Origin of the sequence: Corynebacterium frankenforstense DSM 45800 (assembly GCF_001941485.1) — a bacterium.
In the GTDB taxonomy this organism is placed as follows: Bacteria; Actinomycetota; Actinomycetes; order Mycobacteriales; family Mycobacteriaceae; genus Corynebacterium; species Corynebacterium frankenforstense.
In genome coordinates this window covers 261,174-275,124 of sequence record NZ_CP009247.1, presented here as the reverse complement: position 1 = coordinate 275,124, position 13,951 = coordinate 261,174, and the positions used below count along the sequence as shown (strand labels likewise).

Annotated in this window: 14 protein-coding genes; 8 read left to right on the top strand and 6 right to left on the bottom strand. The window is 70.1% G+C overall.

What is annotated here, in order from left to right:
* Position 1: 1 nt before the first annotated feature.
* The 5 genes from CFRA_RS01120 to CFRA_RS01100 are packed head-to-tail and all read left to right on the top strand — an operon-like array spanning position 2 to position 3,092.
* Positions 2-472, top strand: a complete 471-nt coding sequence (locus tag CFRA_RS01120) for a cation:proton antiporter subunit C (protein ID WP_075663097.1) — start codon at positions 2-4, stop codon at positions 470-472.
* Positions 469-2,001: a monovalent cation/H+ antiporter subunit D family protein gene (locus CFRA_RS01115; protein ID WP_075663096.1), complete on the top strand. Its 1,533-nt coding sequence runs from the start codon at positions 469-471 to the stop codon at positions 1,999-2,001. Before CFRA_RS01120 ends, CFRA_RS01115 begins: the two co-directional genes overlap by 4 nt.
* 3 nt (positions 2,002-2,004) lie before the next feature.
* Positions 2,005-2,469, top strand: coding sequence for a monovalent cation/H+ antiporter subunit E (locus CFRA_RS01110; RefSeq protein ID WP_075663095.1), 465 nt, complete (start codon positions 2,005-2,007; stop codon positions 2,467-2,469).
* Positions 2,466-2,738 carry a cation:proton antiporter gene (locus CFRA_RS01105; RefSeq protein ID WP_075663094.1) on the top strand — a complete coding sequence of 91 codons (273 nt, stop codon included), beginning with the start codon at positions 2,466-2,468 and terminating at the stop codon, positions 2,736-2,738. The genes CFRA_RS01110 and CFRA_RS01105 overlap by 4 nt, the downstream gene beginning before the upstream one ends.
* Positions 2,739-2,744: 6 nt before the next feature.
* A complete protein-coding gene (locus CFRA_RS01100) occupies positions 2,745-3,092 on the top strand; it encodes a Na+/H+ antiporter subunit G (RefSeq protein ID WP_075663093.1) in 348 nt (115 codons plus the stop codon).
* Positions 3,093-3,276: 184 nt separating this feature from the next.
* Here the strand turns inward: CFRA_RS01100 and CFRA_RS01095 are convergent, their stop codons facing one another.
* Both CFRA_RS01095 and CFRA_RS01090 read right to left on the bottom strand, forming a co-directional pair.
* A complete protein-coding gene (locus CFRA_RS01095) occupies positions 3,277-3,684 on the bottom strand; it encodes an Ohr family peroxiredoxin (RefSeq protein ID WP_075663092.1) in 408 nt (135 codons plus the stop codon).
* 230 nt (positions 3,685-3,914) lie between these two features.
* The gene (locus tag CFRA_RS01090; protein ID WP_075664780.1) at positions 3,915-5,420 is read right to left on the bottom strand and encodes a catalase; all 1,506 of its coding nucleotides are present in this window, start codon (positions 5,418-5,420) and stop codon (positions 3,915-3,917) included.
* 261 nt (positions 5,421-5,681) lie between these two features.
* Here CFRA_RS01090 and CFRA_RS01085 point away from each other — a divergent pair, with 261 nt between their 5' ends.
* Both CFRA_RS01085 and CFRA_RS01080 read left to right on the top strand, forming a co-directional pair.
* Positions 5,682-6,236, top strand: a complete 555-nt coding sequence (locus CFRA_RS01085) for an RNA polymerase sigma factor (RefSeq protein ID WP_075663091.1) — start codon at positions 5,682-5,684, stop codon at positions 6,234-6,236.
* Positions 6,237-6,541: 305 nt separating this feature from the next.
* On the top strand, positions 6,542-7,924 hold the full coding sequence (locus tag CFRA_RS01080) for a YkvI family membrane protein (RefSeq protein WP_211272332.1): 1,383 nt from the start codon (positions 6,542-6,544) through the stop codon (positions 7,922-7,924).
* Positions 7,925-8,156: 232 nt separating this feature from the next.
* Here CFRA_RS01080 and CFRA_RS01075 read toward each other — a convergent pair whose 3' ends face one another.
* Together CFRA_RS01075 and CFRA_RS01070 are read right to left on the bottom strand one after the other, a co-directional pair.
* Positions 8,157-9,188 carry an aspartate-semialdehyde dehydrogenase gene (locus tag CFRA_RS01075; RefSeq protein ID WP_075663089.1) on the bottom strand — a complete coding sequence of 344 codons (1,032 nt, stop codon included), beginning with the start codon at positions 9,186-9,188 and terminating at the stop codon, positions 8,157-8,159.
* 58 nt (positions 9,189-9,246) lie between these two features.
* Positions 9,247-10,512, bottom strand: a complete 1,266-nt coding sequence (locus CFRA_RS01070; RefSeq protein WP_075663088.1) for an aspartate kinase — start codon at positions 10,510-10,512, stop codon at positions 9,247-9,249.
* Positions 10,513-10,731: 219 nt separating this feature from the next.
* Between CFRA_RS01070 and CFRA_RS01065 the strand changes: the two genes are divergently transcribed.
* Positions 10,732-11,598: a DMT family transporter gene (locus CFRA_RS01065; protein WP_075663087.1), complete on the top strand. Its 867-nt coding sequence runs from the start codon at positions 10,732-10,734 to the stop codon at positions 11,596-11,598.
* A 135-nt stretch (positions 11,599-11,733) separates the two neighbouring features.
* Here the strand turns inward: CFRA_RS01065 and CFRA_RS01060 are convergent, their stop codons facing one another.
* Positions 11,734-13,062, bottom strand: coding sequence for a LamG-like jellyroll fold domain-containing protein (locus CFRA_RS01060; protein WP_075663086.1), 1,329 nt, complete (start codon positions 13,060-13,062; stop codon positions 11,734-11,736).
* The gene (locus CFRA_RS01055; RefSeq protein WP_075663085.1) at positions 13,059-13,946 is read right to left on the bottom strand and encodes a S24/S26 family peptidase; all 888 of its coding nucleotides are present in this window, start codon (positions 13,944-13,946) and stop codon (positions 13,059-13,061) included. Before CFRA_RS01055 ends, CFRA_RS01060 begins: the two co-directional genes overlap by 4 nt.
* Positions 13,947-13,951: the final 5 nt, after the last annotated feature.

Genomic DNA, 13,951 nt, shown 5'->3' with positions numbered 1-13,951 from the left:
GATGCTCATGGCACTGTCCATCGCCGTCCTCGTCGCCGGCGGGGTCTACCTGGTCCAGCAGCGCGGCATGGTGCGCCTCGTGCTGGGCATGCAGCTGATCGGCCACGCGGGCAACCTGACGCTGCTCGCCGCCGGTGTGGGCGCCTGGCGCGGGGAGGCCTTCCCCGACCGCGCGGACCTCGCCGACGCCGCCGACCCGCTGCCGCAGGCCTTCGTCCTGACGGCCATCGTGATCTCGATGGCCACGGCGACGATCATGCTCACGCTGGCCTCCCTCGGCCGCAGCGACGACACCGCGGTCGGCGACAGCGTCGCCGCCGGTGACGACGAGCGCGGCCCCGACCCGTACCCCTCGCCGCTGTCGACGCTCGGCCGCGGCGTGCAGTCCGACGAGGACTTCGCCCGCGGCGAGCACGCCCGGCGCGCGGCGAACAAACGCAAGACCACGATCTGGAAGGAGGCCCGCCGGTGAACCAGCCCGACATCCTGCTGCCGCTGCTCGTCGCGGTGCCCCTCGTCTCCTCCGCCCTGGCGGTCATGGCGCCGTGGAAGTGGGTCCGCGACCTGCTGCACATCGTCGTCCCCGCCTGCGGGGTGCTCGCCGGTGTGGCGCTGTTCTCCCACACCGCGGCCAACGGCCCGCTGGCCCACAACGTGGGCCTGTTCACCGGAGGCATCGCCATCCCGTTCGCCGTCGACGCCTTCTCCGCGGTGATGATCATCGCCACGGGGCTGGTCGCCGTCAGCGCGAACTGGTTCGCCACCGTCGTCGGTGAGACCCGGTCGCGCTACTACCCGGCGCTGAGCCTGATGCTGGTCACCGGCGTCAACGGCGCGCTGATCACCGCGGACCTGTTCAACTTCTTCGTGTTCATCGAGGTGATGCTGCTGCCGTCCTACGGCCTGATCGCCATGACGGGCACGTGGTCGCGCATCGCCTCGGCGCGCACCTTCGTCCTGGTCAACCTGACCGCCTCGACGATGCTGGTCATCGGCGTCGGCTTCGTCTACGGCGTCGTCGGCTCCGTCAACCTCGCCGCGCTGCGCGGCGTGGCCGCGGGCAACGGCCCGGCGGTGGTGGCCATGGGCGTGGTGGTCCTCGCGATCGCCACCAAGGCCGGCGTCTTCCCCGTGCACACCTGGCTGCCGCGCACCTACCCGGGTGGCTCGGCGTCGGTGATGGGGCTGTTCTCCGGCCTGCACACCAAGGTCGCGGTCTACATGCTCTACCGCATCTTCGTGGTCGTCTTCGACCTCGAGGACCGCTGGAAGGGCCTGATCGTCGTCGTGATGATCGTCTCGATGCTCATCGGCGGCTTCGCCGGCCTGGCCGAGAACTCGATCCGGCGTGTGCTGGCCTACCAGATGGTCAACGGCATGCCGTTCATCCTGGTCATGCTGGCCTTCGCCACCGACGACCCGCAGCGCGCCCTGGCCGCCGGCCTGATCTACGCGCTGCACCACATGGTCACCATCGGCTCGCTGGTGCTGGCCACGGGCACGGTCGAGGAGACCTACGGCTCGGGCATGCTGCGCAAGGTCTCCGGCATCGCGCGGCGCGACCCGCTGCTCGCGGCGGTCTTCGCCGCGGGCGCCTACTCGGTGGTCGGCTTCCCGCCGTTCTCCGGCTTGTGGGGCAAGGTCTTCGTCGTCGTCGAGATCGCCCGCGACGGCAGCTGGTGGGCCTGGGCCGCGATCGCCGCGGTCATCCTCGCCTCCTTCGGTGCGCTGCTGAGCATGCTGCGCGTCTGGCGCCACGTCTTCTGGGGTCGCCCGATGCAGGACATGCCGGAGGACCTGCGCATCCGGGGCAGCCTGATCGCCCCGCCGGCGGTGCTCATGGTCATCTCCGTGGGCATGTTCATCTTCGCCGGCCCGCTCATCGACGCCACGCGCACCGCCACCGGCGCGCTGCTGGACGTCGACGCCTACCAGTCCGCGGTCCTCGGTGAGGACCCGGTGGGCGTTCCGGACATGACCGATCTGCAGGGAGGAAGGTAAACCATGCACGTCATCGGCTACACCCTCTGGCTGATCAAGGAGATCCTGGTCAGCGGCTTCACCCTGGCGCTCGCCGCGGTCAAGCCCCGCTCCGGGTTCGACCCGGTGGTGGTGCGCTACCCGCTGCGCGTGACCGGGCCGTGGGAGATCTTCTTCTTCACCTCCTCGATCACCGTCACCCCGGCGACCCTCTCGCTGGGTCTGCGCGAGCCCACCGCCCCCGGTGAGCCGCGCACCCTGCTGGTCCAGGCGGTCTTCGGCTCGGACCCGGCCGACGTGGTCGCCAGCCTGGCCGACATGGAGGCCCGCCTGGCCCCGCGCGTGAAGGACATCGACCACGGCGTGCCCGGCCAGGGCCCGACCGAGACCCTCGACGAATCCCGCTACGAGTACCCGGCCACGCGCGGCGCGAGCGCGTCGCGCGCCGAGGCCGGGGCCGACAACCGGAAAGGAGGCGGACGCCGATGAGCGCGTTTTCCGTCGTACTCCTCGTCTGCGGGGTCGTCTGCGCCCTCGCGCTGCTGTCCGCGCTGGTGCTCATCCTGGTCACCCGCGACGTGCTCAGCCGCGCCGTGCTCGCGGACATGGTCTTCTACAGCATGCTGGCGATCTTCCTGATCTGGACCTTCGCCAACCAGACCTCGATCGCCTACGAGATCGCGATCCTCGCCGCCCTCGCCGGCGGTGTCCTGCCCACCCTGTCGATGTCCCGCATGATCTCGCGGGGCAGGAGGTGATGTGCCGTGTCCGTCGTTGAGATCATCGTCAGCGTCCTCGTCGTCCTGGCCACCCTGCTGGTGGTGGCCACGGCCTTCGCCCTGTGGCGCGCGCCCGACGCCCTGACCCGGGTCAACGTGCTCGGGCCCACCACCTCGGTGGCCCTGCCGATCCTGCTGGTGGCCAAGGTCATCCACGACGCCTCCCTGGGCGAGCTCGACGCGAACAACATCGTCCGCGCGGTCATCGCGATCGCGGGGCTGTGGCTGATCGCGGCCGTGGGCAGCTACTACATCGGCCGCTCGATCTACGGCGTCACCGTCGTCGACGAGCGCGCCGGCGTGGACCACCGGGACGTCTCGACCAAGCGGTAGGTGGGTCCACTTCCCCATTGACGACGCCGCCCCGGTCCCCCATTGCGGGGACCGGGGCGGTTTCTGTGCTCTGCGCGCCCGCGGCGCGCAGTGGCCTGCGGCCGGTGTCTGCCGGCCGGCATGTCCGGTCGGCGCGTGCGACGGCGACCGGTCAGGGCCGCCGACGCACCGGCGCCGGTGTCACTTACTCGGCGACGGCCTCGATGTCGATGTCACCGCGCAGCGCCTTGGAGAACGGGCAGAAGGCGTCGGCCTTGTCGACGAGCTCCTGGGCGTTGTCCAGCTCGCCGGCGTTCGCGAAGCGGGCGGTGATCTTGCCGCTGAGGCGGAAGCCGCTCTCGACGGTGTTGAGGGTGACCTCGGCGTCGACGGTCGGGGTGTGCTTCTCGACGTCCACACCGGCCTCGCCCATGGTCTTCTGCAGGGCGCCGTTGAAGCAGGCGGCCCAGGCGGCGGCCAGGAGGGACTCGGGGTTGACGCCGTCGCCCTTGGGGGCGGTCACGTCAAAGTCGATGCCGCCGTCGCCCTTGACGTGGCCGTCGCGGCCGGCGCCGGTGGAGGTGACCGTCTGGGAGTAGACCTTCTCTGCCATGGTTTAGTGCTCCTTGTCTTTGGTTTGTGTGGTTCTGCGCTAACTTCCGCGGGGTCCTTCGACCCCGTGCGGCCCCGAGCGTAGTCACGGACGCTCGGGCTTTCAGGCCCGCCGGTCAGCGCCCCGGAGGCGTGAAAAAGCCCCGGCGGCGGTTCTCGCCGTCGGGGCCGGAGAGGTCTCACCTCGGTGGGACCGTGATCGACCGGGAAATGGTCAGGGTGGCGTGCAGGCTACTTCTTCTCGGCGAAGAGCTCCTTGACGCGCTTGCCCAGGTTCTCGTCGACGCTGCTCCAGTACCAGTAGCAGCGCTCCTCGGTCTCGGGGCGCACGCCGACCATCGCGTTGGTGATGTTGTCGGCCAGACGCTCCTTGGCGTCGTCGTCGAGCACCTCGCGGTAGAGGATGCCGGCCTGCAGGAAGTCGTCGTCGTCCTCGTGCTTGACGTAGGCGGCGCGGGTCAGGTCCGTGCCGTGCGGGTCCGGGTTGACGTAGACGTCCTCGGCCTGGCCGTAGCTGGTGTGGTTCGACGAGGAGGTCTCACCGTCGTCGAGGTAGCCGGCCTGGATCGGCGAGCTGTTCGGCGAGTAGGTCGGGTGAGAGGTCTCGTTGTAGTTGTAGGCCATCGGGCCCTCGTGCTGGTAGGTGTTACGCGGCACGCGGGACTGGTTGACCGGCAGCATGCGGTAGTTCGGCCCGATGCGGTAGCGCTGCGCGTCGGCGTAGGCGAAGATGCGGCCCATCAGCATCTTGTCCGGGGACAGGCCGATGCCGGGCACCAGGTTGGAGGGGTCCAGCGCCAGCTGCTCGATCTGGGCGAAGAAGTTCTCCGGGTTGCGGTTCAGCTCGAAGTAGCCGACCTTGATGCGCGGGTAGTCCTTCTTCGACCAGGTCTTGGTCAGGTCGAACGGGTTGAAGCGGTAGTTCTCCGCGTCCTCGAACGGCATGATCTGCACGTAGACGTCCCACTTCGGGAAGTCGCCGGCCTCGATGGCGTTGTAGAGGTCCTCGCGCAGGTGGTCGGCGTTCTTGCCGGCCATCTCCTCGGCCTCGGCGTCGGTGAAGTTGTGGACGCCCTGCTGGGAGATGAAGTGGTACTTGACCCACACCGGGGTGCCCTCGGCGTTGATCCACTGGAAGGTGTGGGAGCCGTAGCCGTTCATGGTGCGCTCGGAGGACGGGGTGCCGCGGTCGCCCATCAGGTAGGTGACCTGGTGCGCGGACTCCGGGGTACGGGTCCAGAAGTCCCACTGCATGTCGGCGTCGCGCAGGCCGGAGCCGCCGAGGCGCTTCTGCGAGTGGATGAAGTCCGGGAACTTCACGGCGTCGCGCAGGAAGAAGGTCGGGGTGTTGTTGCCGACGATGTCGTAGTTGCCCTCGCTGGTGTAGAAGCGCAGGGCGAAGCCGTGCACGTCACGCCAGGTGTCCGGGGAGCCCTGCTCGCCGGCGACGGTGGAGAAGCGGGCGGCCATCGGGGTGACGGTGCCCGGCTGGAAGATCGCGGCCTTGGTGTACTGCGAGACGTCCTCGGTGACGTGCAGCTCGCCGAAGGCGCCGTTGCCCTTGGCGTGCGGGTTGCGCTCCGGGACGCGCTCGCGGTTGAAGTGCGAGAGCTTCTCGATGAGGTGGATGTCGTTGAGGACGGTGGGGCCCTGCGGGCCGGCGGTCACCGAGAGATTCTCGGAGGGGACCGGGGCACCGTTCTCGCGGCGGGTCGCACCCTCGACGTTGGGCGACATGCCGTTGGTGACGATGTCTTCGGTCGAAGCGTTCTTGTCAAGAGCCATGACTGATAGCCTCCCTTTTAGTAATGGGCCGTGATTAATAGCTCATTGCCGATTCTATCCACGCCCGCGACCCCTCGCCAGTAAGGCAAGGAAGATCAAACTTTCGGATAGCCGCCGGGTGCACACCCCCTCGCGCACCCCGCGCGCCCCCTTCCCCGCACACCGTCTCACAGGCCGAAGTGGGCGGCAACGCCGCTGGTAACGTTGTCGTTTGTGAGGCACCACTCCGAGAGCGACGACGCGCACGTCACCGACCTGGCGCTGCGTGCCGGCCGGGGCGACCGCCGCGCGCTCACGGAGTTCATCCGCGCCACCCAGTCCGACGTCTGGCGCCTTCTGGCCCACCTCGGCGACACCGACACCGCCGACGACCTGACCCAGGAGACCTACCTGCGCGTCATGCGGGCGCTCCCCCGCTTCGCCGCGAACTCCTCGGCGCGCACCTGGCTGCTCGCCATCGCCCGCCGGGTGTGGGTGGACAACATCCGCCACGACATGGCCCGCCCGCGCAAGTCCGCCACCGAGTACGAGGACGCCGCACAGACCCGCCCCGCCCCCGGCGCCTCCGACACCAGCTGGTCGGAGTGGCTCGACGTGCGCGAGCGCATCAACGCCCTCCCCGCCGAGCGCCGCGAGGCCCTGGTGCTCACCCAGGTGCTCGGCTACTCCTACGAGGAGACCGCCCGCATCACCGGCGTGCGCATCGGCACCGTGCGCTCCCGCGTCGCCCGCGCGCGACGCGACCTGCTTGACGACGCCGCGCGCTAGAGCCCGCGCGGTCCCCGCACCCGCCTGCGCTGCGCGACGCGGCCCCACCCGGCTGCGCCGGCCGGAGTGTGGTCCCCGCACCCGCCTGCCTGGCCCCGGCGTGCGATTGCGCGGACCCGGCGCCCGGAGGGCGCCGGTCTTCGCCCACCTGTTCCCCGCCGCGCCTGCGTCGGGGCGCGCCCGGGAGGCGGCGTCGGCAATCGAAGTGGTCCATACCACGACGGAACTGACCGGGGTATGGCACCACAAAAGTGACGGATCATGCTTAACTAGAAGACATGTTTAAGAGAGTATTAGGCATTTCGATGGCGCTCGTCGGCCTCATCGTGGGTGCCGGTTTCGCGTCCGGCCAGGAGATGCTCCAGTACTTCGTGGCGTTCGGCTCGATGGGCCTGTGGGGGCTGACCATCGCCGCCGCGATCATGGTCATCGGTTCGGTGGCCATGATGCAGCTGGGCAGCTACCTGCTCGCCGACGAGCACACCGTGGTGTTCAGCAAGGTCACCCACCCGATCCTCGCGTGGATCCTGGACATCGCCACCGTGGCCACCCTCTTCGGCGTCGGCTTCGTCATGTTCGCCGGCGGCGGGTCCAACCTGAACCAGAAGTTCGACCTGCCGCTGTGGGTGGGCACGGCGATCATGCTCGTGCTCGTGCTCGGCGCCGGCATGCTCGACGTCAACAAGGTCTCCGCCGTCATCGGCACGATCACCCCGCTGAGCATCACGTTCATCGTGATCGCCACGGTCTACACCTTCGCCACCGCCGACTGGGACATGGCCGCCCACGACGCCTTCGCCCGGGCGAACCTGGAGCCCGCGATGGACTGGTGGTGGCTGTCGGCCCTCAACTACGTCGGATTCTGTCTGATCGTCGCGGTGTCGATGGCGATCGTCATCGCCGGCGCGAACGCGGACACCCGCGCCGCCGGCTGGGGCGGGCTCGTCGGAGGCAGCACCTACGCGATCCTGCTGGCCTGCTCGACGCTGACGCTGTTCCTGAGCGTCGAGAGCGTCTCCGGCGACGACATGCCGATGCTCACCGTCGTGGACAACATCCACCCGTGGCTGGGCAACATCATGGCCATCGTGATCTACCTGATGGTCTTCAACACGGCCATCGGCATGTTCTACGCCATGGCCAAGCGCATCACCCGCCACCATCCGCAGCGCTTCCGCCCGGTGTTCATCGTGGGCACGCTGATCGGCTTCGCGCTCGGCTTCCTGCCGTTCTCCGACCTGGTCGGCGTGGTCTACCCGACGCTGGGCTGGGCGGGCATCGTGCTCTCCTTCACCCTGGCGATCGCCTGGTACCGCTCGCGTGCGCGGATCTCCACGGAGGCCAAGCGCCGCGACCGCGTGCGCAACCTGCTGCGCCGCAAGCTGGACCCGAACAAGAAGTTCGGCCGCCGCGACGAGAAGCACCTGCGCCGCGCGATCCGCGCCGCCCACGCGGACAACGAGACCCTGGTCGAGGCCATCACCGAGGAGGTCGAGGCCGAGCTCGACGCCGAGGACGAGGAGGCCAAGGAGGCCACCCTCGAGGCCGCCGCGCACGAGAGCGAGGAGGCCGCGGGCCCGGACGCGGGCTCCGGCCCGGAAACCGCCGCGGCCGGTTCCGAGGCCGGTGCGGGGACCGGCCCGGGCTCCGGCTCGGGCGGCGCCACGGCCGTCAGGCACCCGGACTAGGCGCCCCCCCCAGGCGGCGCAGCCGCCGGCGGGCACGCGCCCCGCACACGACGAAGCCGCGGTCCCCACCGTCGAGGTGGGGCCGCGGCTTTTGTCGTTCCGGCCGGTTGCGGCCGATGAGGTCGCGGTCGATGAGGTCGCGGTCGATGAGGTCGCGTCTGGCCGGTTGCGGCCGATGAGGTCGCGGCCGGCCGGTCGGGCCGGGCCGGGCCGGGCGGGCCGCAGCGCGGGGCTAGACCAGCAGCTCCGCGATCTGGATCGTGTTCAGCGCGGCGCCCTTGCGCAGGTTGTCACCCGCGACGACGAGCACGAGGCCCTTGCCGTCGTCGACGGCCTGGTCCTGGCGGATGCGGCCGACCAGGCAGTCGTCGATGCCGGCGGCCTCCAACGGGGTCGGCACGTCCACGACGCGCACGCCCGGGGCACCCTCGAGCAGCTTCTTGGCCTCCTCCGGGTCGATGGCGCGGGAGAACTCCGCGTGCACCGTCATGGTGTGGCCGGTGAAGACCGGGACGCGCACGCAGGTGCCGGAGACCTTCAGCTCGGGGATGCCGAGGATCTTGCGCGACTCGTTGCGCAGCTTCTGCTCCTCGTCGGTCTCCAGCGAGCCGTCGTCGACGTAGTTGCCGGCCATCGGCAGCGCGTTGAAGGCGATCGGCGCGACGTAGGGGCCGAAGTCGTCGGTCTTGAGCACCGAGCCGTCGTGGGCGAGCTCGACGTTGCGGTCGCCGATCTCCGCGACCTGCTTGGCCAGGGTCTCCACGCCGGCCAGGCCGGAACCGGAGACCGCCTGGTAGGACGAGGCGCGCAGCGAGACCAGGCCCGCGGCGTCGTGCAGCACCTTCAGCACCGGCATGGCGGCCATCGTCGTGCAGTTCGGGTTGGCGATGATGCCCTTGACCGCGTTCTTGGCCTCCTGCGGGTTGACCTCGGAGACGATGAGCGGGACCTCGGGGTCCTTGCGCCAGCCGGAGGAGTTGTCCACGACGGTCGCGCCCGCGGCCGCGAAGACCGGGGCCCACTGCTTGGAGGTCGAGCCGCCGGCGGAGAAGAGGGCGATGTCGACGTCGCGGACGGAGTCCTCGGTGACCTCGGCGAGGTCCTCGACGGTGATCTCCTCACCACGGAACTCGAGGGTGGAGCCCGCCGAGCGCTTCGAGGCGAAGAAGCGGATCGTGTCCGCCGGGAAGTTGCGCTCCTCGAGGATGTCGCGCATCACGCGGCCGACCTGGCCGGTGGCGCCGACGACGGCGATGGTGGTCATGCTGGTTCAGTGCTCCTTAGTGTGTTTCGTGCAGTGGTCCCGTGCCCGGGGCCGGGTCCTAGCGGCCGGTGCCGGCGTAGACGGTGGCCTGCTTGTCGCCGCCGAGACCGAACTTCTCGTGCAGGGCGCGGGCGGCGGTGTCGAGCTGCTCCTCGCGGACGAGCACGGAAATGCGGATCTCCGAGGTGGAGATCAGCTCCATGTTGACCCCGGCGTCGCGCAGGGCCTCGGTGAACTCGGCGGTGACCCCGGGGTGGGACTTCATGCCGGCGCCGACCAGGGAGACCTTGCCGATCTGGTCGTCGTAGAGGACGTTCTTCCAGCCGCCCTTGTCGCGCAGCTTGCGCAGCAGCTCCATGGCGCGCGGGCCGTCGTGGCGCGGGCAGGTGAAGGTGATGTCGGTGGTGCCGGACTCCAGCGAGGAGACGTTCTGGAGCACCATGTCGATGTTGATCTCGGCGTCGGCGATGGCACGGAAGACGTCGGCCGCCTTGCCGGGGGTGTCGGGGATGCCGAGCACGGTGATCTTGGCCTCGGACTTGTCGGTTGCGACGCCGGTCAGGACTGCTTCTTCCACGGGGATATCCTCCATCGAACCGGCAACGAGGGTGCCGGGGTCGTTGCTGTATGACGATCGTACGCGCATGGGCACGTTGCAGGCGCGGGCGTACTCGACGCTGCGCAGCACGAGAATCTTCGAGCCCACCGCGGCCAGCTCGAGCATCTCCTCGAAGGAGATCTGCTCCAGCTTCTGCGCGTTGGGCACGATGCGCGGGTCGGCGGTGTAGACGCCGTCGACGTCGGAGTAGATCTCGCAGACGTCGGCGTCGAGCGCCGCGGCCAGGGCGACGGCGGTGGTGTCCGAGCCGCCGCGGCCGAGCGTGGTCACGTCGCGGGTGTCCTTGTTGACGCCCTGGAAGCCGGCGACCAGGCAGATCTTGCCCTCGTCGAGGGCCTCGCGCACGCGGTCCGGGGTGACGTCGACGATGCGGGCGTCGCCGTGACGCTCGGTGGTCAGGACCCCGGCCTGCGAGCCGGTGAAGGAGCGGGCCTCCGCGCCGAGGGAGTCGATGGCCATGGCCACCAGGGCGTTGGAGATGCGCTCGCCGGCGGTGAGCAGCATGTCGAGCTCACGTCCCGGCGGCACCGGCGAGACCGAGGCGGCCAGGTCGAGCAGCTCGTCGGTGGTGTCCCCCATCGCCGAGCAGACGACCACGACGTCGTAGCCCTTCTTCTTGGTCGCCACGATCCGTTCCGCCACGTTGCGGATGCGCTCGGCGCTCTCCAGTGAGGATCCGCCGTACTTCTGAACAACCAGCGCCATCGTGCGGCCGCCTTTCCGGTCTGGGTCGGGTCTCGTGTCCCGCGCCCGGGCGGGCCGGGCACGGGGTTTCTGGCAACAAGTCACCTTACCGCGCCCACGTGCGCTGATGCACCACCCGCCCCGCCCGGACCACCCGAAACACTCATCCCGTACCCGCCCCATGCCCGTGTGCGTCGCGGCGACCCGGTCCGGGCGGGGGTGACGATTAAGGTGTGTGGGGTGCACGAGACTTTATCGACGGCGCTGGCCATCTTCTTCGCGCTGTCCTCGGCGCTGACGCTGGCGTGGGGGACGGTGGTGCGCCACCGTATCGCGGAGGCCGCCCCGGACGACGGCTCGCTGAAGGGCTCGCCGCTGTGGGCGGCGGTGACCCGGCCGCTGTGGTGGGCCGGCACCGGCACCGCCCTGATCGGCTACGGCCTGCAGGTCGTCGCGCTCGGCTTCGGCACCCTGCTGGTGGTGCAGCCGATCCTCGTCCTCTCGCTGATGTTCACGCTGCCGCTGTCCGCCCGCTACGACAACCGGCGGATCTCCAAGTCCCAGATGGCGTGGGCCGGCCTGCTCACCGCCGCCGTCGCCGTGCTGGTCCTGCTGGGCAACCCGCAGTCCGGCAACCCCCACCCGCCGCTGAACCGGTGGCTGATCTCGATCGCGGTGGGCACCGTCGTGCTCTCGCTGGTCGCGCGCTCCGCGGTCAGCCTGATCCGCGGGGAGAAGGCCCTGCTGCTGGGCCTGGTCACCGGAGCGATCTTCGGCTACGTCGCCGTGCTCTCCAAGGCGGTGGTGGACATCGCCGTGCACGCGACCATCCCGGTGCTGCTGCTCAGCTGGGAGACCTACGCGCTGATCTTCGGCGCCGCGCTGGGCACGGCCGTGCAGCAGTACTCCTTCTCCGCCGGCGCGCTGAAGAACTCGCTGCCGGCGATGACGATCGGCGAGCCGATCGTGGCCTTCACCCTCGGCTACCTGGTGCTCGGCGAGAAGTTCCAGGTCGACTCGGTCTTCGGGTGGCTGGCCATGGGCGCCGCGCTGATCGCGATGATCTGCGCGACCGTGGCGCTCTCGCGCAGCAGCATCAAGAACTGAGACACGGGCTTCGGCGCCCGCTGAGGTCCACCGGCCGCAGGTGTACTACTCCGCTGGCGGCCGCGGGTGTACTACTCCACTGGCGGCCGCGGTCCTACTGCTCCGCCGGCGGCCGCGGGCCTACCGCTCCGCCGGTTACTCCGACGGGACCTCGTCCGCCGGCTCCTCCGGGGCCACCGGGGTGTCGGGCTGCCCCGGCGTCTCCGCCGGGTCCGCCGCCTCCGCCGGGTCCGGGTCCTCGAGGCTCTCCGGGGCCTCCAGCTCCTCCGACTCGTTGCGTCCCTCGGGCAGGTACAGCTCCGCCAGACCCTCGAGCGCGTTGAGCCCCTCCGAGATGTCGAGGCCCTCCGCGGCCCGGGACTCCCCCGGCCTGATGTCGCGACGGAACGAGCCCTTCAGGTCGTCTTCGGTGACCGCGAAGGGGTAGGCGGCGATCAGGCCCATCTTGCCGGTGAAGCACTGGGTACCACCGAGGTCGCCGCCGATGCCCTCCCACTGGGCCGCGTCACAGCCGAAGCGGAAGTTGGCGTTGCGCAGGGGGAAGTCGTAGGGCACGGTGATCTGGCCGTCGAGCCGGCCGTCGACGTAGATGCGCAGCTGGGATCCGCCGATGCCCATCCCGTTCGCGCCGACCGGGAACCGGTCGAGGACGAAGGCGATTTGGTGCCACTTGTTGTCGGAGACGTTCGTCTGGCCGCGGGCCACGGCACGCCGGGAGTGCCAGGGGCTGTTGTGCCGGTCGCCCCCGGGCAGGGCGGTGGCGCCGAAGGCCAGCGTGCCGTCCGGGAAGATGTGCGCCGAGGAGTAGAGCCTGGAGGTCGGCAGCGGGTCGTAGTTGACCGCACCGGCGCCCGGGACGGTGAACACCGAGACGGGCGCGCGGTCCGTCTTCATCCACATCAGCCCGGTGTAGGAACCGATGTTCTGGAAGTTCCGCATGGAGTGGAACTCCTTGTTCTGGTTGATCGCGGCGACGTTGCCCCAGTAGGAACCGGGGAGGTTCGGGTCGGCGGGACACGGCTCATCACCCGGGGGTGCGGTCTCCACGCGGTTCTGGTGGTTGATCACGCCCGTGGTCTGCGGCAGCATGTGCCCCTCGGTCAGATACGGGTTCTCCTCCCGGAACATGTCGTTGCCCTGCGGGTAGGAGAGGTCGTCGATCCAGGAGTCGCCGTTGGCCTTCTTGGTCGCGGCGATGTAGTACGCCTGCTTGCCGTGCCGGTAGCCGATGTCGGTGAAGTGCTCGAGACAGCTCTGCAGGTCGGGGTAGCCGGCCGCGTTCTCCGTGTTGTCCACCTCCGCGGTGAACGCACCCATCGTCGGCCGCCCGGCGATACCGAGCGCGGCCACGGCGACCAGCACGACCGCCACGACCAGGCCGACCGCCGCCCGCGGGTCGCCCCGCAGCGGTCCGGTCAGCGCCTTGCGCAGTGCGCCCCCACGCGTTTTGTCGGTGTTGCTCATGCCTTGCCGCCCTCCCCGGCAGCCGCCGCTTGCGTCACTTCCTCGGTGTCCCGGTCCTCCGCGTCCCGCTGCCCGGCACCTCGCTCGAACCAGCGGTGCTGCAGGTAGAACCACAGGAACGGCGACAGACCCAGGCCGATCAGGCCGAGCCACCAGGGCCAGGTCAGCGCCGGACGCGGCTGGAAGGAGAACTTCCCGTCGACCGCCTCATGCGCCGTGGTGGCCACGTCCGTGCCGACCGGGAACATCACCGGCCCGGCGGGGTCGTCGCCGGCCGGGTCGACCTCGACGGGCAGGATGCCGGTCGAGACCGTGCGCGCCTCCGCATCCTCGGGACCGTCGACCCGCAGACCCAGCAGCTCGACGCCGAGCAGCGGCCGCACCAGCACGATCGCCAGCGCGAACCCGCAGAACACCCCCAGCAGCCGGTAGCGGGACCGCTGCGTGGGCTCCTCGACGCGCCGGGTGATCAGCCAGAACAGCAGCCAGGCCAGCAGGATCACCGGCAGGCCCCGGACCACCCAGCCCAACCCGGTCGCGGTGAAGACCACGCGGCCGACCAGGGCCTGGTCGGTCAGGGGCAGCGGGTCCACGGCGGCGCTCAGGTCGCCACGGGTGCGCACGGCGTCGTCGGCGGACTCGATGACCCGGTGGGTGCGCGACCTGCCGTTGATCTCGGCGGTGACCACGTCACCCGGCTCCAGCTCGGCGACCCGCGCCGGCTCGGTGACCACCAGCGAACCGACCGGGATGGCCCGGCCCATCGAGGGGGTCTCCATCACGAAGGAGCGCATGCCGAAGGCCCACGCCACGCCGAGGGCGGCGAGCACCGTCACCGCCGCCAACGCCGCGAGCGCGGCCAACCACTTCTTACCCAGCGACACGCCCG

Excerpts from the sequence above, each read along its gene's own strand:
- CFRA_RS01120 (WP_075663097.1), top strand. The coding sequence starts at position 2 with ATGCTCATGGCACTGTCCATCGCCGTCCTCGTCGCCGGCGGGGTCTAC.
- CFRA_RS01110 (WP_075663095.1), top strand. The coding sequence starts at position 2,005 with ATGCACGTCATCGGCTACACCCTCTGGCTGATCAAGGAGATCCTGGTC.
- CFRA_RS01105 (WP_075663094.1), top strand. The coding sequence starts at position 2,466 with ATGAGCGCGTTTTCCGTCGTACTCCTCGTCTGCGGGGTCGTCTGCGCC.
- CFRA_RS01095 (WP_075663092.1), bottom strand. The coding sequence starts at position 3,684 with ATGGCAGAGAAGGTCTACTCCCAGACGGTCACCTCCACCGGCGCCGGC.
- CFRA_RS01090 (WP_075664780.1), bottom strand. The coding sequence starts at position 5,420 with ATGTCGCCCAACGTCGAGGGTGCGACCCGCCGCGAGAACGGTGCCCCG.
- CFRA_RS01080 (WP_211272332.1), top strand. The coding sequence starts at position 6,542 with ATGGCGCTCGTCGGCCTCATCGTGGGTGCCGGTTTCGCGTCCGGCCAG.
- CFRA_RS01075 (WP_075663089.1), bottom strand. The coding sequence starts at position 9,188 with ATGACCACCATCGCCGTCGTCGGCGCCACCGGCCAGGTCGGCCGCGTG.
- CFRA_RS01070 (WP_075663088.1), bottom strand. The coding sequence starts at position 10,512 with ATGGCGCTGGTTGTTCAGAAGTACGGCGGATCCTCACTGGAGAGCGCC.
- CFRA_RS01060 (WP_075663086.1), bottom strand. The coding sequence starts at position 13,062 with ATGAGCAACACCGACAAAACGCGTGGGGGCGCACTGCGCAAGGCGCTG.